We start from the raw sequence: 25,763 nt of genomic DNA on the forward strand, positions 1-25,763 counted from the left end.
TAAGACGGTTTGCATAAGTGACTAAATGGTTACATTTATTTAAAGCTCGAATCCTTCATTCTCGTCAGGTTTTCGTACCTTTGCGCCTCATTTTTGCAGCTATGAGCTATAATCTTACAAGCTGCTTATAGCTAAAGAATTAAGTATATGAACATTCGTAATATTGCAATTATCGCACACGTAGACCATGGTAAAACTACCCTGGTGGACAAAATTCTTCATCAGACGAACGTTTTCCGGGCTAACCAGGAATCCGGTGAACTGATCATGGACAGTAACGATCTTGAAAGAGAACGTGGTATCACCATCTTCAGTAAGAACGCTTCTGTTGAATACAAGGGCACCAAAATTAATGTGATCGATACCCCGGGCCACGCCGACTTTGGCGGTGAGGTGGAGCGTGTATTGAAAATGGCTGATGGTGTAATCCTGCTGGTTGACGCTTTTGAAGGCCCGATGCCACAGACCCGCTTTGTGTTGCAGAAAGCGTTACAGCTGAACCTGAAACCCATCGTGGTGATCAACAAAGTGGACAAGGCTAACTGCCGTCCTGATGAAGTACACGATGCTGTATTTGAATTGTTCTTCAACCTGGATGCAACTGAAGAGCAGCTGAACTTCCCAACCTTCTACGGTTCCGGTAAAAACGGCTGGTTTAACTCTTCTCTGGAACAATGCGCCGACATCACTCCGCTGATGGATGGTATCATCGAATACGTTCCTGCTCCTAAAATCCCGGAAGGTAACCTGCAGTTGCAGATCACTTCTCTGGATTACTCTTCTTTCCTTGGTCGTATCGCAGTAGGTAAAGTTACCCGTGGTTCTATCGAAGAAAATCAGTGGATCACCCTGATGCAGGCTGATGGCACCGCTAAAAGACAGAAGGTTCGTGAACTGTACATCTTTGAAGCGTTAGGTAAAAGAAAAGTAAGCAAGGTACTGGCTGGTGACATTTGCGCCGTTGTTGGTATCGAAGATTTTAATATTGGTGACACTATTGCTGATGGGGAAGAACCGGAAGCACTGGCAGTTATCAGCGTGGACGAGCCTACCATGAACATGCTGTTCGGTATCAACAACTCACCTTTCTTTGGTAAAGATGGTAAGTTCGTTACCTCCCGTCACCTGCGTGACCGTCTGGTAAAAGAAACCGAAAAGAACCTGGCGCTGCGTGTTGTAGATACTGACAGTGCGGATAGCTTCCTGGTATATGGTCGTGGTATCCTTCACTTAGGCGTGTTGATTGAAACCATGCGTCGTGAAGGTTATGAGCTGACTGTAGGACAGCCGCAGGTTATCGTGAAAAACATCGACGGTAAAAAATGCGAACCATATGAAACCCTGGTGGTAGACGTTCCGCAGGAATTCGCCAGCAAAGTAATTGACCTGGTTACCCGTCGTAAAGGTGAAATGCTGATCATGGAAACCAAAGGTGAAATGCAACACCTGGAATTCGAAATTCCTTCCCGTGGTTTGATCGGTTTGCGTACTCAAATGCTGACTGCTACTGCCGGCGAAGCTGTAATGGCTCACCGCTTCAACGACTACAAAGCCTGGAAAGGCGCGATCCCTGGCCGTAACAACGGTGTGCTGATCGCTAAAGAAGCTGGTTCCACTACCGCTTACTCCCTCGATAAATTACAGGACAGAGGTTCTTTCTTCGTAGATCCGGGAGAAGAAGTGTACAAAGGCATGATCATCGGCGAAAACAACAAACCTGGTGACCTGGTAGTAAACCCGAACGAAGGTAAAAAACTGACTAACATGCGCGCCAGCGGTAGCGACGGCGCTGCTAATATCGCACCTAAAATTCTGATGACACTGGAAGAGTGCATGGAGTACATCCAGCATGATGAGTGTATCGAAGTTACACCTAACTTCATCCGTATGCGTAAAACCATCCTGGACGAAGAAGAGCGTAAGAGAAGTGCGAAAAGCCTGAAAGCAGAAGCTTAATCAGATTAGAAGGCCAGCCGAAAGGCAGGTTCATAAAATGATAGCACTAGCTTGAAAAATAATGTTTGAGAGAAAGCGGCTGGCCGATGGGTCAGCCGCTTTTGTTATTGACGGAGGTCCCTATGGAAAAAAACGGGATAATTCTCAAATTTCAGAGGCAAAAAGCCAATCCCGGATTTCCCGGGTTGAAGCCCCGGGCAAAGATGTTATTACAAGTACCCTTTAATGATGTATGGCTTCATGTTAGGGCATGTTGTTGAAATGAATACATCTGTAAAAAGGATCCTTCATAAAGGAAGGATTTTTATTGAAATGGAATTGAGCCTAATTCCATTTCAGCGACTCTCTCCGAATAATCAGGATTAAAATGAACTGCTCATAAATGATGGGATTTTAATAAGAGGGCACCTGAATAACATCTTAGCCCTGGGCTTCAGCCCCAGGTTCCCGGGACAAAAAAATCCCCGCCCAGGATAAGGCAGGGATGTGCATACTAACCCAATGCTTACTAAAACTAAAACTAACTTCTATGTATAAAGAGTAAATTTAATTTTACAGCTTACATAATAATTAAGCCTCTTCTTGTTTCTCCGCAATTTTCACTTTGATCTTTGCTTCGATTTCTGCGGACAGTTCCGGATTGTCGCTCAGTAACTGTTTTACCGCATCACGGCCCTGACCCAGTTTATTGGAGTCGTAGCTAAACCAGCTACCGCTCTTCTGGATGATACCGTATTCTACACCCATGTCGATGATCTCACCCATTTTGGAGATACCCTGACCATAGATAATATCAAATTCAGCCTGGCGGAACGGAGGTGCTACTTTATTTTTAACCACTTTCACTTTTACGCGGTTACCTACTGCTTCATCACCATCTTTAATCTGGCTCATACGGCGGATATCCAGCCTTACAGAAGCGTAGAACTTCAACGCGTTACCACCGGTAGTGGTTTCCGGGTTACCAAACATAACACCGATTTTTTCACGTAACTGGTTAATGAATATGCAGCAACAGTTGGTTTTGGAGATAGTGGCCGTCAGCTTACGCAGCGCCTGAGACATCAAACGTGCCTGCAGACCCATTTTGCTCTCACCCATTTCACCTTCCAGCTCGCTTTTCGGTACCAGTGCCGCTACAGAGTCCACTACCACAACGTCTACTGCTCCGGATAAGATCAGACGGTCTGCAATTTCCAGTGCCTGCTCACCATGGTCTGGCTGTGAAATCAACAGAGAATCCACATCTACACCCAGTCTGCGGGCATAACTGCTGTCAAAGGCGTGCTCCGCATCCACAATGGCGCAAATACCACCTTTTTTCTGCGCTTCGGCAATAGTATGAATCGCTACGGTTGTTTTACCGGAAGACTCAGGACCATAGATCTCTATAATCCTTCCTTTCGGAAAACCGCCAATGCCCAGTGCGATATCAAGCCCCAGAGAACCGGAAGAAATAACTTCCATCGGAGCTTCTGCTTTTTCGCCCATCATCATCACAGATCCCTTACCGAAATCTTTCTCAATCTTATCCATTGTAAGGCGTAACGCCTTCAGTTTTTCTGTATTGGCTGTAGACATATCTGTAGTTGTTTTTTACAAATTTAATCGAAAAGCATATCTCCAACTGGAATGCTAAATTATAACCTAATTTTTAATTTTCCTAAATTTTTTAGCATTTTATTTCCAATACTAAAAAAACTAGTATTTATATCGCCCTCATCCTCACCTTATCCCTTACGCCCTGATGACAATACAAAGATCGGCAGCCATTACGCATTGAATATGCGTAATCATCTCCCGTCAAAAAAATATTTAAAAGAAAAGGCCGGGGGGAAATACTGCATTTTTAAAAAGCGTAGTTATACGCTTGAGGATCAATATAGAATATCGGACTTTTGCATTGTCAAGTTTAGTTGTTGATGATTGTACCCCAATGCAATGTTTGTTAGATTGTTTGTTAACCTGCCTTGCGGCCTTGCATCCATTTCACCGGAAGAAGCAGTCCGGCTGTGAAGGTAAACCCCAAAAAGTCTTTTCCCCATCCAAATCAGCGCATATTCCTTGTTGGGTTTTCTCCAAAAGAGAAAGCCGGCAGGGAATATGCTGTTGCCGGAATCAGATCACCAGGAAAGCACAGGCGGCCAACTGGGTAATAATACCAATAAATAAACCGGTGTAAATCTCACCGGGAGTATGGGCACTCAATACCATCCGCGCGGTAGCTACAATACCTGTCACAAAAAATGTAATCACCAACGGTAAAGACACGTTCATATGCATGCCCCACATCAGCGATAACAGGAAACCAATCACACCGCCCCAACCCAGGGCATGCAGACTGGTTTTCATAAAACTATTGGTAATGAAAGAGATAGATATTGCAAGGAAGGAGCCCAGGAAAAAAGCGGAATAAAACCGCGGCGCACGGCCTTCCTGTAAAAAAGTATAAAAAGCCCAGAAATAATAGATAATAATCGCAACGTAAGGAATAATCCGCTCCCGCTGTGTCTTCATATAAATAGAAGGCAAAAATCCCAGCTGTTTGGCCAGCAGCACTGTCAGCAACGGGAAAAACAACGTGATCATCACTACCCGGAAATACAGAATGTCAAAGGCAAACTTCCGGCTCAACGGCTTGAAGGCCACCATGTACTCTGGAATGGACTGCAGTATTAAAAACGTTACCAGGGTGGGGATAAACAGCGGATGGGTAATATACGAGATAACCTGCGCCAGCGATCTGGCGGCGGGTGAAAATACCGGACCTTCGCTGGTGCGGGCATTACTTTCCGGTACTGCTTGTTGATGCATCATTTTTTCTTATAGTTCTTTACGTAAACGGGCAACCGGTATATTCAGCTGCTCCCTGTATTTGGCCACCGTCCGGCGGGCAATGTTATATCCTTTGTCCTGCAACATCTTGGTCAGATTCTCGTCGCTTAGCGGCTTCCGCTTGTTCTCTGCTTCTATCAGGTCCGACAGGATCTTTTTCACCTCCCGCGTAGATACTTCCTCCCCGCTGTCGGTAGACAAGGACTCGGAGAAAAAGAACTTCAGCTTGAAAGTACCGAACTCGGTCTGTACATACTTGCTGTTAGCCACACGGCTTACCGTGGAGATATCCAGCTGGGTACGGTCGGCGATGTCCTTCAGGATCATCGGCTTCATGGTGGTTTCATCGCCGGTCAGGAAAAACTCCCGCTGGTAATCCATAATGGATTCCATGGTGGACAACAACGTATGCTGCCGCTGCTTAATGGCGTCAATGAACCATTTGGCGGCATCAATCTTTTGTTTGATAAACAATACGGCCTCTTTCTGGCGCTTATCTTTTTTATCTCCCCGGTCGTATTCCCGCAGCATGTCCCGGTAACCGCCGGAAATACGAAGGTCGGGCGCATTCCGGGAATTCAGCGTCAGCTCCAGTTTACCGGCATTGTTCATGATGAAAAAGTCCGGTAATACATAACTTTCTGCTTTATTGAGCGTGGCGTAATTGCCGCCTGGCTTGGGATTTAGCTTGATAATCTGATTGATGGATGCTTTCAGGCCTTCATCACTCAGGCTCAGCGCTTTCTGTATTTTTTCGTAGTGCTTTTTGGTAAACTCGTCGAAGTAATTTTCGAGAATCAGGTAGGCGGTATGTACCCCTTCGTCGTCCTGCGGTTTCCGCTTCAACTGCAGCAGCAGGCACTCTTTCAGGTCAGTGGCACATACGCCGGCAGGATCGAACTCCTGAATTTTTTTGATCAGCTCCCGGATTTCTTCTTCTGAAGTGTCGATATTTTGGGAGAAAGAGAGGTCATCTACCATAGCGCTGACCTCCCGGCGCAAATAGCCGTCGTCGTCAATGCTGCCGATAATATGTTCGGCGATGGCGTTCTGGTGATCGTCCAGCTCCAGCATGCCCAATTGGCTCAGGAGGTGCTCATGGAAGGAGGTTTCCACCCGGATAGGAATAGTTTTATTGCTCTCATCCGGATCAGGATAGTTATCATCCCTTAATTTATAATCCGCCACATCGTCATCTCCATCACTTACATATTCGGAAATATCAATATTGTCATATTCGCTTTCACTGCCATCCGGCTCAAATTCATCTTCACCTTCTCCCTCACTGTCGGTTTTGGCGTCAAAATCTTCCTGCTCTTTGAATTCATCGTCATGGGTCTCTTCGCCGTATTCGAGGGCAGGGTTCTCTTCCAGTTCTTCTTTAATTCTTTCTTCCAGGTTGACAGTAGGTACCTGCAGCAATTTCATGAGCTGAATCTGCTGTGGTGAAAGCTTTTGTAATAACTTCTGCTGTTGTGTCTGCTTTAGCATAATAATCGTTCCCCCAATAGGGCAAAATTAATAAGTATAAGGTTAACGAATAGCCTTACCGCCTTTAGCAGTCAACAGTTAGCAGAAATATGCCGCTAACGGTGGCAGCTAACAGCCGGCGGGCTATAAATCCAATTCCAGTTGTTCATCAGGCAACAGGCGGAAAGACTTGCGGTGGTACGGTGATTCACCAAATTCCCGCAGGGCTTCGCGATGCAGCCTGGTCGGATAGCCTTTGTTCTCGTTCCAGCCAAAATGTGGATACTCCAGGTGCAACCGCTGCATGTACTCGTCACGATACGTTTTAGCCAGAATAGAGGCGGCCGCAATGGATGCATATTTGCCATCTCCCTGAACAATGCAGGCAAAGGGGGTTTGACCATAAGCGTAAAACCGGTTACCGTCCACGATAATAAACTCCGGTTGCTGTGTCAACTGCTCCAATGCCAGGTGCATAGCCTTAAAAGAGGCCTTTAGTATGTTTATCTTGTCAATTTCAGCATGGTCTACACTGGCTACAGCGTAATACAATGCCTTTTTTTCTATGACTTTGCGCAATTTGTCCCGGTCCGCAGCTGTCAGTTGTTTGGAATCATTGAGCAACGGGTGGCGAAACTTCGGCGGCAAAATCACCGCCGCTGCAAACACAGGGCCTGCAAGGCACCCCCGGCCGGCTTCATCGCAGCCAGCCTCCAATAATTCGTCCTGATAATGAGATAGTAGCAAATCCGGTTCTGTTTAAGACGGGTAAAATTACAAGATTAATGGTCACGGAACAAGGACTAAGGAATTTTACACGGCTTACTCGGAATCACGTTTGAACAGGTCTTTGAAATCCTGTTTAAAATCAGTCCACTCCTTATCGGATTTTTTCATCAGCTCATCAGTGGCTTTACGGGTACTATCCCACGCATCGGCACTGCTGTTCTGTATATCTTTCATTTTCTTGTTCATGTCTGCTTTCAGACCTTCCAGCTTTTTCCGGGCCACCTTACTTTTTTCTGTACCCTCTTTTTTCAATTCTTCACTGGTCTGGTCTATCTGTTTAATCCGCTCCCGGATAGCATCTTCCGCCTGCTTTTTTTGTTCATTCAGATAATCCCCTGCACTGTTGGCCGTATTTTTCAGGTCTTCCTTTACTTTCGCGGCATTGTCTTTTACTTCTTCCCGCTTCTCTTCCTGCTTTTTATTCTCATTGCACGCCAAAAAACCAACAACACCCAGTATTAACATTATTTTTTTCATGATCAACAGATTTAAACAATTAAAAAATATAGGTCTGACAAATTTTTGGCACGCCCTATTGCGCTGCTCCCTTTTATCAAAACATATTCCAGTTTTTTTGTTCACGCTGCGGGAGATATTATTTACAGAGAAAAAAACATGTATAAATTAATAATATAATTTAAAATGCCGTCATACCGGGGAAGAACCTACTCATTATGCTTCTCTCATGCGTCCGTTAGCAAAAAAATAGCTAGGTTTGAGGTCCTTTTATAACAAAATCAAACTGATATGAGAAAAAAACTACTGGTTTTGCTCTTGCTGCTTAGCGTAAGTATAAAATGGGCGAAAGCAGACGAGGGCATGTGGCTCCCCTATTTGTTGGGCCAGCAGACTTACAATGACATGGTCAAAAAAGGCCTTAAACTAACCAAGGAGCAGCTGTACAGCATCAATAAAGCATCTATGAAAGATGCGATCGTGATCTTTGGCGGAGGCTGCACCGGTGAAATTGTAAGCAATGAAGGTCTGATCTTCACCAACCACCATTGCGGCTACGGCGCAATTGCTGCTGCCAGTTCAGTAGAACACAACTATCTCAAAAACGGTTTCTACGCAAAAAATAAACAGGAAGAAATCGCTTCCCCGATGTTGTCTGTTCAGTTCCTCGTAAAAGTGGAAGACGTTTCCAAAGATGTGGAAGCTCAGTTGAAAGGACTCAGCGGTCTGGAAAGAATTAACAAAGAACAGGCTGCCTATGCGGACATCATCACCAAAGCTACTACCGGCAACGGCTATGAAGCGAAAGTGGTTCCGATGTTCAAAGGTAACCAATACCTGCTGTTTGTATACGAGCGCTTCAAAGATATCCGCCTGGTAGGTACCCCTCCGGAAAGTGTGGGTAAATTCGGTGGTGATACCGACAACTGGGAATGGCCCCGTCATACCGGCGACTTCTCCGTTTTCCGTGTATATGCTACCAAAGACGGCAAACCTGCTGCTTATTCCAAAGATAACGTGCCCCTGAAGCCTAAACACTTCCTGCCGGTATCTATCAAAGGCGTGAAAGAAAACGATTACGCCATGATCTTCGGTTATCCCGGTGGTACCAACCGTTATGAAACTTCCTACGGTATCAAACTGAAAACAGAAGTGGAAAACCCATCCCTGGTAAACCTGCGTGATGTGAGACTGAAAGCCATGATGGAACAAATGCTGAAAGATCCTGCTGTGAAACTGCAGCTGGCATCTTCCTACGCCGGCATCGCCAACTACTGGAAATTCTTTGACGGCGAAACCAAACAGCTGAAACAACACCACGTACTGGAAGACAAGGAAAAAAATGAAGCGGCTTTCGCTAAATGGGCACAGGATAAACCTGAATTTGCGCAGATCATGAACGACTATGCTGCTGCCTACAAAGCCTGGACTCCTTATGCTAAACACCGCGTATACATCAATGAAGGCATCCTCGGCTCTCCGGTAGCTGCTTATGCTGCCTCCCTGATGGCCCTGGAAAAAGCCCTGGTAACACCGGGCGCTCCAAAAGATGCTGTTCAGCAGGCAGCAGCAGCTGCCGATAAAGCACGCACCGCTTTCCTGGAAGGTGAAAATAAACCCAGCGATCAGAAAATACTGGCTGCTACCGCCCGTATGTACTATAACGACGTTCCGAAAGATCAGCAGCCTATCGGCTACTTCGATGCGCTGAAAAATAAATTCGGTAGCCTCGAAGAAGACAATACATGGAAGCTTTGGGCTGCTTCCCTGATGAACAATACCATCATCTTCGATGATGCAAAATGGAAAGCATTTATCGCAAATCCTGATGGTGTTACCCTGCAGAACGATCCGGTATTTAACTATGCCAGCACTTTCATCAAAAACTACGGCGGCAAATACCAGCCTATCTACAGCCAGTTTATGCTGAAAAACAACGACCTGGGCCGCGAGTACCTGAAAGGTGTAATGCAGATGCAACCTAACGCCAACAGATATCCGGATGCGAACTTCACCATGCGCTTGTCTTATGGCCAGGTGAAACCTTACTCTCCACGCGACGCTGTACATTACGACTACGTAACCACCATGAAAGGTGTGATCGAAAAATATGTACCGGGCGATTATGAGTTCGACCTGCCGGCCAACTACATGGACCTGTACAACAAAAAAGATTTCGGTCAGTATAAAGACGCTAAACGTAACGATCTTGTAGTTGGTTTTATCACTACCAACGATATCACCGGCGGCAACTCCGGCTCTCCGGTAATCAACGCCAATGGTGAACTGATCGGCCTCGCTTTCGATGGTAACTACGAAGCGCTGAGCCACAAAATCCAGTTCGACGCTGAATACAACCGTACTATCTGCGTAGATGTACGCTATGTACTGTGGTGCATCGAAAAACTGGGTGGTGCCAAAAACATCATCAATGAACTGAAGCTGGTAAAATAAACCTTACACGCTATTTCATACAGATCCCGTTCCGGCTATACCGGAACGGGATTTTTTTATGCCTGGTTGCCAAACATTTAACGACTATACGTTGTTATTCCCTGAAATAACCGCCTATTCCGAAAACTCAACAACCGTGCATGCATAAACGAAATGTCCGACTGATTGCCTTCTTTTGTTGCCTGTTTACGGGTATTCACCTGGCCTATGCAGGGGAGACGCCTGTGCGTGATTCTACCATTAAAGATACCAGCAGCATTAAACCCGGATTCTTAAAAAAAATAACACTGGGCGGCGTGTTCCAGGCGCGGTACACGGTTTCCCTTAACCCGGATGTGGATGTAAACGGCCTGCATCAGGCCGATGCTGAAAAAGAAGTGGTGCGCAACAGTTTTAGTATCAAAAGGGCCAGGCTGCAGGTAAAAGCACAGGTGAGCGACCGTTTCCAGGCAGGCGTGCTGGTCAACCTCGCCGATTTCGCCAGCGACCCGAAAGGAAAAGTACTGGAAAATGCTTTTGTGTCCTATCGCTGGAATGATGCAGTCAATTTCACCATAGGCCAGTTCCGGCCATCCTTCGGTCTGGAAGACCTCTACCCGGTGGATATCATTCAATCCATGGACTTCTCCAACCAATACACCGCTTTTGGCAACAACGGCTGGCAAAGTTTCCAGGTGGGCGTGTCTATGTTCGGTACCTTCCGGAAAAATACCCGGCTACCTATCAAATACGCCCTGACTGCCGTGAACGGGAATAACCGCAACCAGGTATCGGATGATGATAACGGTAAACTGGGATCTGCCAGACTGGAATTCGGAGATATGAATAAGCTGTCGCTGGGACTGAATGGCGGCTATGGCGCAGTGAAGCGCGGCAGCGTATATGCGTTGGGGGTTGACTTCAGCGGAGTGATACCCCTGGCGGAAAAATTTGACCTGCAGCTGCAATCGGAGTTTAAACAGGGCACCAATCATCGTTTGTTTTACGGATTGGCTGATAGTCTCCGGAAAGGTCCCCTGAGCGACTACCAGATGCACGGCGTTTACCTGTTGCCCAATTTCCGCTACAAAATCAACTATCACAAGCTGACGTCCATAGAAGTATCTATGCGCTATGAATATTTTAACGACGATTTCAAGCATAGCGGCAATGCCCGGCGGAGCTATATTCCCATGGTAAGCCTGGCGTTCCTTAAAGATTATGGCGGACGTATCCAGTTCGGTATGCAGATCGACAACTACGACCGGGATATTCCGGGAACAAAAACACATAGCAGTAACCTGATGATCGTACAGGTGCAATGCAGAATATAAAATGCCAATATCATGAAAGAAATAAAGTATCCACAGCTGTTGATCACCGTCGCTTTCGGCGTTATTATCTGGTTTATTCCGCCACCGGCAGGCGTTACACCGGAAGCATGGCATCTGTTGGCCATCTTCCTGTCTACCATTTTGGGTATCATCATGAAAGCAGCTTCCATGGGTACCATGTCCATGATCGCTATCACCCTGGTAGCGCTGAGTGGTGTGTTGGCGCCGGGTAACCCGGGAAAGTCCATCACGCTGGCGCTTAGCAGCTTTGGAGATAAAGTGATCTGGCTTATCGGCATTTCATTTTTTATTGCCCGTGGATTTATTAAGACGGGTCTGGGTAAACGTATCGCCTATATTTTTATCCGCATCTTCGGGAAAAGCTCACTGGGACTGGCATACGGCCTTGGTCTGGCAGACCTGGTACTGGCGCCGGCGGTACCCAGCAATACGGCCAGGGGTGGCGGTATCATTTATCCCATCATGAAATCCATGGCGATGAACTTCGGCTCTATGCCGGAAGATCCGGCCACGCACCGTAAGCTGGGCGGTTATCTGACACTGAGCAGCTACAACATGAACCTCATCACATCTTCGCTTTTCCTGACCGGAACGGCCAGTAATCCGATGTGTCAGAAGTTCGCCAAAAACATGGGGATCGATATTACCTGGATGTCATGGTTTGCAGCGGCCTTGGTGCCGGCAGCGCTGTCCGTTATTGCCGTGCCTTATGTGTTGTATAAGATATATCCGCCGGAGTTAAAATCTACCGGCGATGCACCGGCCATGGCAGCTGAAAAGCTGAAGGAAATGGGACCGGTACATAAAAACGAATGGCTCATGTTACTGGCATTTGTGATCCTGCTGGTGTTGTGGATTACTGGTGACCTGTTTGGTATTGACGCTACTACCACCGCATTAATTGGATTGGTGTTTCTGCTGTTATCGCAGGTGCTGGACTGGGAAGATGTAAAGTCTGAAAAAGGAGCATGGGACACGATTGTATGGTTCTCAGCCCTGGTGATGATGGCCAGCTTTCTGAATTCGCTGGGCTTTATTCCCTGGTTCAGTGAGCTGATCAAACGACAGGTAGGAGGTATGCAATGGCTGGTGGCTTTTCCGATTATCGTGCTGGTATATTTTTATAGTCATTACATTTTCGCCAGTGCTACGGCACATGTGGCGGCTATGTATTCCGCTTTTCTGGCGGTAGGTATTTCTGTGGGTATACCGGGAACGTTGCTGGCGCTGGTATTGGGCTTCTGCGGAGGCATCTTCGGAACGCTGACCCACTATGGACATGGCCCGGCGCCGGTATTTTTTGGCAGCACTTATGTGGAGCTGAAGGATTGGTGGAAATGCGGATTTCTGTTAAGTATCGTCTATATCATTCTATGGATGGGCATCGGCGCGGGATGGTGGAAAGTATTGGGCATCTGGTAACATCTAAATTAAGCTTATGGGTCAATGGAAACAAAAAACATTAACCAGGAAAAACTGGATGGCATTTACAGGGTTGTTCCTGTGTTTTTTTCTTGTTATTCATTTGCTGGGAAACCTGCAACTGATGCTGCCGGATGAAAAGGCGCACCTGCAGTTCAATGCCTATTCCCACCTGCTGTCGGGTAATATCATCATCAAAATTATTTCCTGGGTGCTGTATGCGAGTATTATCGCCCATGTTATATATGCGGTCATTATAACGTTGACGAATAAACGCTCCAGGGAGGTGAAGTACCACTATGACAAAAGAGGTGAGGTCAGTAAGTGGTATACACGTAATATGGGGTTGCTGGGAACCATCATTTTTATTTTTCTGGTGATTCATTTCCGCGATTTCTGGTACGTGTATAAGTTTGGCTCGCTGCCGTTGGACGAGCAGGGGCATAAAGACCTGTACAAGCTGGTGGTGGCGGTTTACAGTGAAACATGGTATGTGCTGGTATATGTGTTGTGTATGGTGGCGCTGTGTTATCATCTGTTGCACGGATTTTTCAGCGCCGCCAGAACGCTGGGGGTGTATCATCCGCGGTATGTACAATGGATCAGGGTTTTTGGCTGGATATATAGTGTAGGTATCTGTGCTGGCTTTGCCTGGATACCGGTTTATGTTCACTTCTTAAAATAATCGGTCATGCTGGAATCAAAAATACCGGATGGGCCACTGGAGGACAAGTGGCGTCATTACAAGGAACATGCAAAGCTGGTCAACCCTGCCAACCGTAAGAAACTCGAAGTAATAGTCGTGGGTACGGGCCTGGCAGGTAGTGCCATTGCGGCTTCACTGGGAGAGATGGGGTATCGTGTGAAGAGTTTTTGTTTTCAGGATACGCCGCGCCGTGCCCACTCTGTGGCGGCGCAGGGCGGTGTAAATGCCTGTAAGAACTATAAGAATGACGGCGATAATATCTTCCGTATGTTCTATGATACGATCAAAGGAGGCGATTTCAGGTCGCGCGAAGCCAATGTATACCGGCTGGCGGAATGCAGCGCCAATTTGATAGATCAGGCGGTGGCGCAGGGTGTGCCCTTTGGCCGGGAATACGGGGGATACCTTAACAACCGGTCCTTTGGAGGGGTGCAGGTATCGCGGACTTTCTATGCCCGGGGGCAAACAGGGCAACAGCTGTTGCTGGGCGCTTATCAGGCATTGATGCGGCAGGTGCATTTGGGTACGGTGCAGTTATTCGCCCGGCATGAAATGCTGGACCTGGTTACCATCGACGGCAAAGCGAAAGGGGTAATTGTACGTAACCTGGATACCGGCGAAATAGAGCGTCATGGCGCCCATGCGGTGATACTGGCCACGGGCGGTTTCGGGAAGATCTACTTTCTGTCTACCCTGGCTATGGGCTGTAATGGATCCGCTATCTGGCGGGCGCATAAAAAAGGCGCGCTGCTGGCTAATCCCAGCTGGACACAGATACATCCTACCAGTTTGCCGCAGTCGGGCGAATACCAGTCCAAGTTGACGCTGATGTCGGAATCATTGCGCAACGATGGCCGTATCTGGGTACCTAAGAAAGCGCAGGAAGACCGTTTGCCGAACCAGGTGCCGGAAGAAGAGCGGGATTATTACCTGGAACGCCGTTATCCGGCGTTTGGCAATCTGTCACCCCGCGACATTGCCTCCAGAGCAGCAAAGGAACGTATCGATGCGGGCTTCGGCGTAGGGCCGCTGAAGAACGCGGTATACCTAGATTTTTCCAAGGCGATCAAAGACCAGGGCATTCATAAAATCAGGGAGAAATACGGCAACCTGTTTCGCATGTACGAAAAAATTACCGGCGTAGATGCTTATAAGGAACCGATGAAAATATCGCCGGCGGCGCACTTCTCCATGGGAGGGCTATGGGTGGATTATGAATTAATGACCACTATCCCCGGATTGTTTGCCCTGGGAGAAGCAAATTTTGCAGACCATGGCGCCAACCGGCTGGGCGCTAATTCCCTCTTGCAGGCTTGTGTAGACGGTTATTTTATTGCGCCTTATACGTTGGCCAATTACCTGGCAGATGAGATTAAAACGCCTGCTACCGATATTCAGCATCCGGCCTTTGCCGAAGCGGCTAAAAAGGTAGAAGAGCAGTTGCATTTGCTGAAGGCTATTGGCGGTAAGCTTTCTGCCGATTATTTCCACCGGACGCTGGGTAAAATACTGTATGATAAATGTGGATTGTCACGCTCTAAAGAAGGGCTTGAAACCGCTATCAGGGAGATAAAAGCTTTGCGGCAACAATTCTACCGGGATCTGAATATACCTGGCGGCTATGCGATCAACAGCGAGCTGGAGAAAGCAGGCAGGGTTGCCGACTATCTGGAACTGGGGGAGCTGATGTGTCATGATGCGCTGACGCGGGAAGAGTCGTGCGGCGCCCATTTCAGGGTGGAGTTCCAGACACCGGAAGGCGAGGCGATGCGTAACGACAAGGATTTCGCTTTTATCTCCGCCTGGGAATGGGCGGGGGAGAACCAGCCACCAGTCTGGCATAAAGAACCCCTGACGTTTGAATTTGTAACACCTACAGTAAGAAGTTATAAATAACGTATATGCATATACGAATGAAAATATGGAGACAAGAAAGCGGCCAGGATACCGGCAAAATGCTGGATTATGAACTGGCTGATGTAAATCCTGATATGTCTTTTCTGGAGATGCTGGACATGTTAAATGAGCAGTTGCTGGAGCAGGGGCAACGGGCCATAGAGTTTGACCACGATTGCCGTGAGGGCATCTGCGGGCAATGTGGGATGATGATCAATGGCCGTGCGCACGGGCCTTTAAAGAACACCACTACCTGTCAGCTGCATATGCGCAGTTTCCGGGATGGCGATACCATTTACATTGAGCCTTTCCGTGCTACGGCCTTTCCGGTGAAGTGTGATTTAAAGATCGATCGCAGTGCGTTTGACAGGGTGATACAGGCGGGTGGTTACATCTCCGTCAATACCGGTCAGGCGCCGGAAGCCAATAGTATACCGATAGGCCATCCTGTGGCGGAGGCTGCGTTTGATGCGGCGGCTTGTATAGGTTGTGGCGCCTGTGTGGCGGTATGCAAAAATTCCAGTGCTGTATTGTTTACCAGCGCCAAGGTCACGCACCTGGTTTTATTACCACAGGGAGAAGTGGAAGCGCAGGAAAGAGTGCGACATATGGTAGATCAGATGGATGCAGAAGGGTTTGGGCATTGCAGCAATACAGAGGCTTGTGAAGCGGAGTGTCCGCAACAAATTTCGGTATTGCATATTGCGCGGATGAACTGGGAATACAACAAGGCACAACTGCTGAAAAAATAGCGCAGTGTTGCGTTACGGGCGATACGTATTAATACGTAATTTTAAAAATTGTTGGTTAAAACGGATGTTATTTGCTGAATAAGTTGTAGATTTGCATCCGTTTTAATACCGACTAAATAATACTGTTGCGAATAAGAGTTGCTACATGCAATGGTGTTACCCCGGATTTATTTGTAACAGGGTTTGTTACCCTACCCCAAAGAAAAAAATAAGATGAAACATTACAACATGTTTGTGGTGGCCCTTATGCTGCTGGTAGCAGCTATGACGGCTTGTTCCCCAAACCAGGAAAAAAAAGAAACAGCTACAGTAACCGGTAATGCCGGTAATTTTCTGATCATCAAAGGTCATGGTTTTAGCACAGAGAAAGCCGCGAACAAAGTGATCTTTGGCGATGTGGCAGCGCAGATATTGCATGCGGATGCCGACTATCTGCTGGTACAAGTACCGGAGCAGAAGGCAGATACTGTACAAGTGGTAGTAGCAGTAGGAGCTAACACCTCCAACGCTATGTTGTTTGAGTATAATTCCGCACGGAAGCTGGTAGCTTCGGTGCAGGACATGGCCAGCGTGGCATATTAATAACGCAGCGTTTAATTGTTATACCATAGCTTTATTAGTAAAGTACACATGAAAGGGCTTCTCAAAATGAGAGGCCCTTTGTGTATTGCAGCTGATCTTCGTTATATTTTTACCAGCCGGTGCCGGAACCGCTCCTGGCCATAAATAAGCTGAATGATATAAATACCGGGAGCCCAGTTTTCAACAGATAACATTGTTCTTCCGGCGCGGCGCTCACTGAGAATTCTGTTCCCGGTTGCATTGTATACTTCCAGGATAAACGGCGCGTTGTTTACCGGAGGTATAACCACATAACTGGTGGCAGGGTTGGGGAATATCGTTAGTGGGCTGCTGTTGCTGGTAATATGACCGGCGTCTGCGTAGGCAGCTTTAACCGGAGCCATGACCGGTGCTGCCGTGCCGGTATCGGGGCATACCGCCGCAGGGATGTATTTGTCCACAACCCGTTGAAACAGGATAGCATGGCCTGCGGCATTAAAATGTACATCGTCTCCGCTGTTATAGGCGGGAAGAATATACCCGTTAGGTTGCGCCAGTCCGCTCCAGAAATCAATCGCTTTATTGCCAAAATACAGATTGATGGTATCCCTCATCTGTGCCAGTCTTGCCGCTGCTGCATAGCCCAGATTACCGCGTGGCTGCGTGGTAGCTACCCACAAAGGAACATGGTGTGCCGCTGCTTCCTGTTTAAGAGCAAGATAATTGGCCGTCTGCTGGGATATAGGAAAGTTTCTTGCTTCATCGTTGCTGGGCATATTGATGATAATCGCATCCGGTTGCAGGGCAATCGCTTTCGTGATGTTATGCGCTGTGTCTACCGTGTAGGTGATACCGGACACGGTATAAGGCGGCGTTCCGGTAGGCATAAGGGCCTGTGTGGTACTGCTGCCGAAGGCCATCAGAATGATAGAGTCTGCACTGTTATGCTGTTGTTTGAGATAACGGTTATATCGCATTACCCAGGCACTGTCACGGTCAGGAAGACCGTTGCCCCAGGCGGTGGAAGAGCCCAGTACTACAATGCGTAGCGCTTTGTTACAGCTGCCAGGCACATATACCACTTTACCTCCCATGTTGTTGCTGTAGTAATGCCGGTTCAAGGTGGCTTCCATATTCAGCCGGTAATAGTATTGCTGATTAAGTGCTACGGAGGTATCGGTGAACTGGTAATTGCGGGGTGCAGCAGCATTTCCGGCTGCATTTACGGTGCCCACCGCCGTCCAGCTGATCGTGTCAATGCTCCGCTCGATGGTAAATTTTACGGTATTATTCTCTTCCTGGGTAGTCCAGGAAAGTTGCAGTTGCTGGCCGGCTGTGGCTACAGAAAAGGACGACAGCCGGAAAGGTGGTGCTGGCGCAGTGGTGCATAGTGCTTGTGGCAGTTGCTTTGCTACCACCCTGTCGAAAAGAACCCGTTGCCCGGCGGAATTCAGCAAGGCATCATCTCCACTGTTGTATGCTGGCAGTATGTAACCTCTGCTGTCCGCCAGGGCCGACCAAAAATCGATCGCTTTGCTGCCGAAATAGGTGTTAATACTATCTTTCATTTGAGTAAGACGGGTACCTGCCGCCAGTCCGAGATTACCGCGTGGCTGTGTGGTGGCTACCCACAAGGGTATATTGTAAAGTGCTGCCTGCCTGGCTAATGCCAGCAGATTGGCCACCTGTACGGTCAGCGGAAAGTTGCGGGCTTCATCTTCATTAGGAATGTTAACGATAATGGCATCAGGCGCCAGTGCAATGGCGCGGGTAATGTTACAGGTGGTATCTACCGGGAAAGTAACCCCGGAAACCGTGTAGGGCGGTGTTCCGGTGGCCTGTAAGGTCTGGGTGGTGTTACCTCCTTTCGCGAGGATAATCACGGTATCTGCTGCGTTGTGTGTCGCTTTCAGATAACTGCGGTAGCGGAAGGTCCAGGCGCTGTCGCGGGCGGGAACGCCGTTGCCCCAGGCGGTGGAAGAGCCTAGTACTACGATCCTTAAAGGATTGGTGCAGGTTTGGGTATGCCCGCTGTAAAAAAGAAATAGAAAAAGAAATGTGAGCGAACACAAATAGTACAGCTGTTTCATGGGTGCGGATGATTAGGGATGAACAATAAAAACGAGCTTGCAGGGTATTCGAAAACAGGGGTACTGGTGTTGGTAATAGGTATACTAAATATACGCAAATCATTCCGCTTTCCCGAAAAAAAAGAAGGTTGCCTCTACGATGTGAGACAACCTCTTCTATTGTATAATGGGTTACTAAGTAGTCTATTTCAGGTCTTTGGGCTGCATGCCGAAGATCATGACCAGCTTGTTATTTTCATAGAAATTTAAAGTCTGGTCGGCCACATCGTAAGTATAGGTATGTTCGCTGATCATCTTCAGAAATTCGGTTTCACGGCGCATCACATTTTCATCGGGGCAGGCCATTTTTGTGCTGATACCCATCGTAAAGGTAATCTTTTCTCCGCTGGTTTGATAACCTCCGCCGATACCATTGCAACCACCTTTTCCATGAAAACGTTTGGTAGCAGGATCAAACTCTATCCAGATGCCGGATTGTGTTAATGTGCTGTCACCCATTTTGATAAGATTCCATCTTTTGCTGGCGATAAATGCCCAGATAGAACCTTTGGGAGGGGTGGTGTTTACTTTTTTCTTTTCCAATACTTTCCGCAAGGTGTATTTGATAGAAGAGCCATCTGCCGGCGGATTTTTAACGGGTGTAACCCTTACCAGCAATTTGTAGCGATAGCCGGGCGTATATTTAAATCCCTCGATATTGGTATACAGGTTAGACCAATCCTTGTCCTTCAAGCCCTTGATCTGCAGGCATTCCATGGGGGCAACGCCGGTGCATGGCTCTTTGGATTCTTTCACATAAATAGTCTGATTTTTTGAGGTCTGCTGTACAGGCTTCGCGGGCGTCATCAGTGTCGTAGTCACCGCCAATGCTAATTCGAAAAACATAATAATGAATTTAATCTTTAACAACAAAAGGTACCTGACGGTTTACTTTTGCCAGATACCTTCCGTTGCAAAAACGCTGCCAGTATGTAAAATGTTACAGCTATCCCTATGATTTCCGTTTCCCTATGCGGTGAATAATGCTGGTATAATAGGCCAGTTTATCTTTCCCCGGCAAGGTAATTACCTGTACGTCATTAGCGGTAAGCAGGTCCAGCTTGAACTTACAGGCGGATACCAACTCCTCTGGAATGTAGTAGTAGAGGGTGTTGGGCACCGGCACGTTTTTATGATGAAATTTCTGACGGGCACGGTAGGTGAGCAGCCACCAGAGGTCTGTTTCCACAAAATCGAGTGATAATCCGAAGATGTGAATATCGTGCGTAAAGAAAAAGTCTATCCAGGAATGGTAATACACCTGTTTGGCGTGTATCCGTCGCAGTAAGGAAACTTTCGGCACTTCCTTGCTCGAATAAAAAGTACCGCTGACAACGTAATTACGCATCAGTTGTAATTGTCCGCCGTAATGCTCGAACCCGAGATTGATACTCATCGGATTGAGACAGTCTCCATGGATATGCCAGTAGTGGATATCATCCAGGGTATACCGGCGAAAGATGCTGTAGAATTTTTCGTTGATAAGGCTGGTATTTTCGTATGGTGTCCGGCCTTCCAGCGTAAACTCGTAGTTTGTCGTCAGTATATGGGCCGGTTTCAGCGCACGGATGGCAGCATGGATGCCATTGGCTTTGATTTCGGCCGCTTTGATGGCGATAAATGATTTCAGTTCTCTCTCCCGGAGTTTTTCTCTTTTGATGGCGGTTAAAAAAATCTCTTCATACAACAGGGGGAATGGTTTTTTATCGTCCAGTTCCACGCAGTCGCCTGTATGACAGAAAGTGATGATTTCCTGCAACAGGTCTTTCCAGCTTTGTCCGCTGGAAATGTTGTTGATATCATTTCCGATTAACAAAATAAGGTTGTTCATAGCAGGTGTATATGGTTTTATGGGTGGATAAAACGGAAGGTGAGGTTAATCCTTCCCGGGATCTGCCGGCTTGTTTTGGGTACCTGATGTTCCCAGTATTGCTGTAGTGTCCCTTTCATGACCAGGAGGGAACCATGTTCCAGCAATATTTCATGTTTCAGGTGATGATCATTTTTATAGCGTAATAAAAAGCGGCGGGAGGCGCCGATGTTGACAGAGGCGATCACCGGCCGTGGCCCCAGTTCCGGCTCATCGTCTGCATGCCAGCCCATAGAGTCGCTGCCGCTGCGGTAGTAATTGAGCAATACGCTATTGAAACCGGTGCCGGCAGCAGGAACAATACGGTCGCGTATCTCCAGCAGCGCAGGTGTCCAGGGGCGGGGTTCAAAGGTATTGCCGGAAAAACGATAGGAAGTGGCGGCATCTCCATACCAGGCCATTAACCGGGGAAATAATACCTGTTTGCCATACATATTCATTGATTCCTGTTTCCAGTCGATCGTGTCCAGTAATGTCCGGTAATAAACATCACTCTCCGCCTGCGTAAAAAAGCGCGGATAATAAGCCAGTTCTCCGTTTTTCAGGTGGATGGCATCCCCGGGGCCGGGCTCTTCAAAAAGGCTTCCCTGCAAACTCATGATACAAATTTACAACGGCGGTACGCAACGTATTTACATTCTTATTTTATTGATCTTTCCATTGCCAGAGATAACGGCAGGCATGGGTCCGGTAGGGGGACCATTTATCAGATATGCTTCTTATTTTCTCGCGGAACGTTTTTTTATCACTGATGTCCAGCTTATACAGTTTGGCCATCGCCTGTTGTATGCCCCAGTCATCAATAGAAAAGATATCATCCCGGTGCAAATGGAACATGAGCAACATTTCCACTGTCCACCGGCCTACCCCTTTGATGCGGGTCAGGTATACAATCACGGCTTCATCATCCATTTTATGCAACCTGGCGTTGGTAAGCTTTTCTGCAATCACGAAGTTGGCGACATTCTGTATATAGGACACTTTGGCGTTGGATAATCCGATGCCACGCAGTAATTCCGGCGCTGTGGCGGCTACCTGTCGGGGCGTAGGTTCCTTGTTATCATAAAGGGCGAGGAAACGGGCGTAAATCACGTCGGCCACCTTGGTGGAGAGCTGCTGGTTCATAATAGCCACCATCAGGCGCAGCGAAATGTTTTTTTGCTTTACACGCTCCGCCAGCGGCCCTTTGATGATTTTCTGCAGCTTCTTGTCTTTGCTGAGATGTTGAATATATGCATGCTCCGATACCGGAGTGCGGGATGGCTTAGGCATAAACGATCAATTAAATGTTGATATCCGCTGTCCTGCACTCCGGAGACGGGCATCAATAGGAAAACGGCTGATTATAAATCACCTGCAGGATGGTTTGTCCTACTGCTTTTAAAGTTTTGGTATCAATCACGGTCATGTTATCATTCTGGGTATGCCAGTGCGGCGCAAAGTTGCCGCTGGCCTGCCACGCGATGATATCAAAAGTCGGGATGTTAGCCATGGTATTCACATAAATGTGGTCGTCGGTAATATAGGAACCGTTTTTCTCGTAACGGAAATAATCGGAGTACCCCAGCTGATTGGCTACGTCCCAGAACATTTTCATGGGGCCGTAAGCATACTGTTGGGAAGATCCTTCCATATAAAATTGTGACCCACGGCCGCCTACCATATCCAGCAGGATACCGTAATTGGCTTTATAGCCCTTTATATGCGGGTTTTTAGCCCAGTACTGGGTACCAAGGCAGAAGGAGTTTTCGTTGTCTTTTACCCCGTAATCCTCCACATCTACGAGCAGAATGTCAACGCCTGCTTCCGGTTTCTGTGTGCGGAACTGGCGGGCAGCTTCCATCAATACTCCTACACCGCTGGCGCCATCATCAGCGCCATCCAGTTTGGCTTTTTTATCGAAAGCGTCTTCGTCGGCCCAGGGACGGGTATCCCAGTGCGCCAGCAGCAATACGCGTTGTTTGGCAGCCGGGTTGAAACTGGCGATGATATTGATACAGGGTAGCTTCTCTTTATGCGGACCGTCTACCGTGGTACGTTGTATGTATACTGTATCTGCCCACTGTTTGAGGGTGCTGATCATCCAGTCCGCGCAACGTTGCTGCGCCGGTGTATTGGGTATCCGCGGACCGAAGCCTACCTGTTTGGCCGTATAGGCGTAGGCGGAATCGGCGTTGAAGGCCGGTACCGGCACATTCAGCTTAGCTACCTTACTGGCGCCGGTGCTGTCGGCGGAGTTGTCTGTAGTTGTTGACTGCTGCTGACAAGCACTGGCCAGAACCGCCAGTGTTGTCAGTATGCTAAGAGCTTTACGCATTATGATCTGTGACTATTTGCTTATTGAACGCTATAAGTGACGTTACCGTCTTTTTCATCCTTGAGCTGTATACCAATGCCCAGCAACTCGTTACGGATCCTGTCGGAGGTAGCGTAGTCCTTGCGGCCTTTGGCTTCCTTACGCATGGAAATCAGCATTTGCAGCACGCCGTCCAATAACTGGTCGTCGCTGCTGGCTGGTGGTTGCTGTATACCCAGGATGTCAATCAGGTATGTTTTCCAGGTTTGTTGCAGCAGGTTAAAGGTATCCTCGCTGATTTCATGCATTTTGATCTGGCCACCTTTCAGGGAATTGATAACCGGTGTCAATTCAAACAGATTAGCCAATACCTTGGCGGTACTGAAGTCATCGTTCATGAACTCAGGGCATTCCAGGCACCAGTTGCGTACCTGTTTTTCCAGTTCTTCGTTGAGAGCGCCACCACCAGGGGTATAGCTCAGTTTCTGCAGCGTTTCATAGGCTGCCCACAGGCGCTGTAATCCTTTTTCCGCCGCCTGCAGGGCTTCGTTGGAGAAGTCGAGCGTGCTGCGGTAGTGTGTCTGTAATACGAAGAAACGGATGGTCATAGGGCTGTAGGCCTTGTCCAGCTGCGCATTATCGCCGGTGAACATTTCCGTGAGCTTAATGGTGTTGCCATAAGCCTTACCCATTTTACGGCCGTTGATGGTGATCATATTGTTGTGCATCCAGTAACGCGCCATCATCTCGCCATGGGCGATTTCGCTCTGCGCTATTTCGCATTCATGGTGCGGGAACTGGAGGTCCATACCGCCACCATGGATATCAAATTGCTGACCCAGGTATTTGGCGCTCATGGCGGAGCACTCGATATGCCATCCGGGAAAACCTTCTCCCCAGGGGCTTGGCCAGCGCATAATATGCTCAGCCGGCGCTTTTTTCCACAGGGCAAAATCCGCTTTGTTGCGTTTTTCATCCTGGCCTTCCAGCTCACGGGTGGTTTCGAGCATATCTTCCAGCACACGGCCGCTGAGGATGCCGTAGTCATAGCTGGCGGCGTATTTTTTTACATCAAAATACACGCTGCCGCCTACTTCATAGGCATATCCTTTTTCCATGATCTTTTTGATCATTTCTATCTGCTCTATAATATGACCGGTAGCGGTAGGTTCTATGCTGGGTTCCAGGTTGCCAAACTGCAGCATGGCCCAGTGGAACAGGTTGGTGTACTTCTGCACCAGCTCCATCGGTTCCAGCTTCTCCAGTATGGCGGATTTGGACACCTTGTCTTCCGCTGCGCGGCCTTCTTCTTCAAAGTGGCCGGCATCGGTGATATTGCGTACATAACGTACTTTATAACCGAGGAACTGCAGGTAACGGTATACCACATCGAAAGTGATGTACGGACGGGCATGACCCAGGTGAGATTCGCCTGATACGGTAGGCCCGCATACGTACATGCCCGCGTGGCCGGGATGTAACGGGGTGAATACTTCTTTCTGGCGGTGTATTGAATTGTATATTTTGAGTTCTGACATATGCTGTAATTAAGATTTCCGGGGACCTGTTACAGGCAACAGGCCTTTTTTCCGGTGGTGGATGGCAAAGATAAATATTGTTCCAGATGTATGTTAAAAGTCCGGGAACAACATCGGTCAGATCTCAAAATATTGAACATTTTCATAATAATATACTTATTTGTTTACTTCTACTTCCGGTAAACCACTGCCAATGAGGCTGAGGTTGGCGATGACCGGGTAATGGTCCGACAGGTCGGAAATAATCCTCCGGAAACTGTTGACCTTAAAATCGGTACTGGCAAACACATAGTCAATACGCAAGGTCGGCGCCAGCCCATTGAAAGTACGGCCTACGCCGAAACCTTTGTTCAGGAAAGCATCCTGCAGGTTGCCCTTGATGGTGAAATAGGTGTATGATGCCGGCGTATCGTTAAAATCTCCGCATACCACCACCGGATAAGGACTTTGCCGGATAAAATTACCTACAATATCGGCCTGCTGACTGCGGCGTATGTACGCCTCGCGCATTTTCTGGATAATGTTTTTGGTGGCTACCAGACCGGTATCCTCCTGATTTTTGATCTTACGGATATCGGTATAGTCTTTTTCATTGAAACGGTACGATTCCAGGTGCATGTTGACAATGCGGATGGTATCGTTATCCTTTACAATATCAGCATAAATCAGGCTCTCGCTCAGAGGACCCATGCTCATTTTCACCTTGTCTGATGCAATAATAGGATATTTTGAAAAGATGATAGACCCCCAGTGTTGCATCCCGTTCCGGTTAAAATCGCTGGAAAAGAAGCGGTAAGGCAGTTTCATCTCCCGGGAGATATCCTCCCGGTTATTAAAATCATTTTTCCGTTCAGAAGTGTAAAAATCCTGGAAACAAGCCACATCCAGTTCCTGCTTCTTGATCAGCGCAAACATCGCTTGCCGGTTGTATTTGCTGTCTTTCTCCCGGTAAAGGCCAAACTGGCTGACGTTATAACTCATCACCGTGAGGCTTTGCGCTGCCGGCGCCGGCTTATTGCCGGAAGGCAGGTTAAACGCCAGGAAGGCACTGATCGATTTCCAACCCAGAAACAAGGCAATGAGCGACAGAAAAGCGTACTTGTAGTTGAAAAACAACCACCCGATCAGAAACACTACCAGCAAACCCAGTAAAAAAGGGAAAGCGAGCGTAATAAAACTGATAGGCCAGAACCACGCCGGTGAAATATACGGTGCAAGACAGGCGGCAAGAAACAACAACATCACTCCGATGTTGATGATCACAAAAAAGCCCTTCGTAAATAATCTTAAGAATCGCAC

The 25,763-nt window shown here is 47.7% G+C and carries 21 protein-coding genes; 8 read left to right on the forward strand and 13 right to left on the reverse strand.

Going from position 1 to position 25,763, the window contains the following annotated elements; all coding sequences use genetic code 11:
* The first annotated feature begins 147 nt into the window (after nt 1–147).
* Nucleotides 148–1,956: a translational GTPase TypA gene (typA, locus tag ICL07_RS24405; RefSeq protein ID WP_188090691.1), complete on the forward strand. Its 1,809-nt coding sequence runs from the start codon at nt 148–150 to the stop codon at nt 1,954–1,956.
* 570 nt (nt 1,957–2,526) lie between these two features.
* Here typA and recA read toward each other — a convergent pair.
* From recA to ICL07_RS24430, 5 genes are all read right to left on the reverse strand, one after another.
* A complete protein-coding gene (gene recA / locus ICL07_RS24410) occupies nt 2,527–3,537 on the reverse strand; it encodes a recombinase RecA (protein WP_188090692.1) in 1,011 nt (336 codons plus the stop codon).
* 537 nt (nt 3,538–4,074) lie between these two features.
* A complete protein-coding gene (locus ICL07_RS24415) occupies nt 4,075–4,773 on the reverse strand; it encodes a hypothetical protein (protein ID WP_188090693.1) in 699 nt (232 codons plus the stop codon).
* Between the two features lie 6 nt (nt 4,774–4,779).
* Nucleotides 4,780–6,282, reverse strand: a complete 1,503-nt coding sequence (gene rpoN / locus ICL07_RS24420; RefSeq protein ID WP_188090694.1) for an RNA polymerase factor sigma-54 — start codon at nt 6,280–6,282, stop codon at nt 4,780–4,782.
* 123 nt (nt 6,283–6,405) lie between these two features.
* Nucleotides 6,406–7,008 (reverse strand): ribonuclease HII, encoded by a 603-nt coding sequence (locus tag ICL07_RS24425; RefSeq protein WP_188090695.1) that lies wholly within the window; start codon nt 7,006–7,008, stop codon nt 6,406–6,408.
* Between the two features lie 75 nt (nt 7,009–7,083).
* Entirely contained in the window at nt 7,084–7,527 is a 444-nt protein-coding gene (locus tag ICL07_RS24430; protein ID WP_188090696.1) for a hypothetical protein, read from the reverse strand.
* 270 nt (nt 7,528–7,797) lie between these two features.
* Here ICL07_RS24430 and ICL07_RS24435 point away from each other — a divergent pair, with 270 nt between their 5' ends.
* From ICL07_RS24435 to ICL07_RS24465, 7 genes are all read left to right on the forward strand, one after another.
* A complete protein-coding gene (locus ICL07_RS24435) occupies nt 7,798–9,960 on the forward strand; it encodes a S46 family peptidase (RefSeq protein WP_188090697.1) in 2,163 nt (720 codons plus the stop codon).
* A 140-nt stretch (nt 9,961–10,100) separates the two neighbouring features.
* Nucleotides 10,101–11,273, forward strand: coding sequence for a porin (locus ICL07_RS24440; RefSeq protein ID WP_188090698.1), 1,173 nt, complete (start codon nt 10,101–10,103; stop codon nt 11,271–11,273).
* 12 nt (nt 11,274–11,285) lie between these two features.
* Nucleotides 11,286–12,716 carry an anion permease gene (locus tag ICL07_RS24445; RefSeq protein ID WP_188090699.1) on the forward strand — a complete coding sequence of 477 codons (1,431 nt, stop codon included), beginning with the start codon at nt 11,286–11,288 and terminating at the stop codon, nt 12,714–12,716.
* 16 nt (nt 12,717–12,732) lie between these two features.
* Nucleotides 12,733–13,401 carry a succinate dehydrogenase cytochrome b subunit gene (locus tag ICL07_RS24450; protein ID WP_188090700.1) on the forward strand — a complete coding sequence of 223 codons (669 nt, stop codon included), beginning with the start codon at nt 12,733–12,735 and terminating at the stop codon, nt 13,399–13,401.
* A 6-nt stretch (nt 13,402–13,407) separates the two neighbouring features.
* Nucleotides 13,408–15,318 (forward strand): fumarate reductase/succinate dehydrogenase flavoprotein subunit, encoded by a 1,911-nt coding sequence (locus ICL07_RS24455; protein WP_188090701.1) that lies wholly within the window; start codon nt 13,408–13,410, stop codon nt 15,316–15,318.
* Between the two features lie 5 nt (nt 15,319–15,323).
* Nucleotides 15,324–16,070, forward strand: a complete 747-nt coding sequence (locus ICL07_RS24460) for a succinate dehydrogenase/fumarate reductase iron-sulfur subunit (protein ID WP_188090702.1) — start codon at nt 15,324–15,326, stop codon at nt 16,068–16,070.
* A 213-nt stretch (nt 16,071–16,283) separates the two neighbouring features.
* Nucleotides 16,284–16,652, forward strand: coding sequence for an IPT/TIG domain-containing protein (locus ICL07_RS24465; RefSeq protein ID WP_188090703.1), 369 nt, complete (start codon nt 16,284–16,286; stop codon nt 16,650–16,652).
* Between the two features lie 101 nt (nt 16,653–16,753).
* Here ICL07_RS24465 and ICL07_RS24470 read toward each other — a convergent pair whose 3' ends face one another.
* From ICL07_RS24470 to ICL07_RS24505, 8 genes are all read right to left on the reverse strand, one after another.
* Nucleotides 16,754–18,721 (reverse strand): GDSL-type esterase/lipase family protein, encoded by a 1,968-nt coding sequence (locus ICL07_RS24470; protein ID WP_188090704.1) that lies wholly within the window; start codon nt 18,719–18,721, stop codon nt 16,754–16,756.
* A gap of 183 nt (nt 18,722–18,904) precedes the next feature.
* Nucleotides 18,905–19,606: a DUF4377 domain-containing protein gene (locus ICL07_RS24475; RefSeq protein WP_188090705.1), complete on the reverse strand. Its 702-nt coding sequence runs from the start codon at nt 19,604–19,606 to the stop codon at nt 18,905–18,907.
* Between the two features lie 106 nt (nt 19,607–19,712).
* Nucleotides 19,713–20,591, reverse strand: coding sequence for a hypothetical protein (locus ICL07_RS24480; protein WP_188090706.1), 879 nt, complete (start codon nt 20,589–20,591; stop codon nt 19,713–19,715).
* Nucleotides 20,592–20,608: 17 nt separating this feature from the next.
* On the reverse strand, nt 20,609–21,229 hold the full coding sequence (locus ICL07_RS24485) for an alpha-ketoglutarate-dependent dioxygenase AlkB family protein (protein WP_188090707.1): 621 nt from the start codon (nt 21,227–21,229) through the stop codon (nt 20,609–20,611).
* A gap of 46 nt (nt 21,230–21,275) precedes the next feature.
* Nucleotides 21,276–21,902 carry a DNA-3-methyladenine glycosylase family protein gene (locus tag ICL07_RS24490; RefSeq protein WP_188090708.1) on the reverse strand — a complete coding sequence of 209 codons (627 nt, stop codon included), beginning with the start codon at nt 21,900–21,902 and terminating at the stop codon, nt 21,276–21,278.
* Between the two features lie 52 nt (nt 21,903–21,954).
* On the reverse strand, nt 21,955–22,947 hold the full coding sequence (locus ICL07_RS24495; RefSeq protein WP_188090709.1) for a M28 family peptidase: 993 nt from the start codon (nt 22,945–22,947) through the stop codon (nt 21,955–21,957).
* A 20-nt stretch (nt 22,948–22,967) separates the two neighbouring features.
* On the reverse strand, nt 22,968–24,464 hold the full coding sequence (gene cysS, locus ICL07_RS24500; RefSeq protein WP_188090710.1) for a cysteine--tRNA ligase: 1,497 nt from the start codon (nt 24,462–24,464) through the stop codon (nt 22,968–22,970).
* 156 nt (nt 24,465–24,620) lie between these two features.
* Nucleotides 24,621–25,763, reverse strand: coding sequence for an endonuclease/exonuclease/phosphatase family protein (locus ICL07_RS24505; RefSeq protein ID WP_188090711.1), 1,143 nt, complete (start codon nt 25,761–25,763; stop codon nt 24,621–24,623).

The sequence above is a fragment of the Chitinophaga qingshengii genome (genome assembly GCF_014529935.1).
Lineage (GTDB): Bacteria > Bacteroidota > Bacteroidia > Chitinophagales > Chitinophagaceae > Chitinophaga > Chitinophaga qingshengii.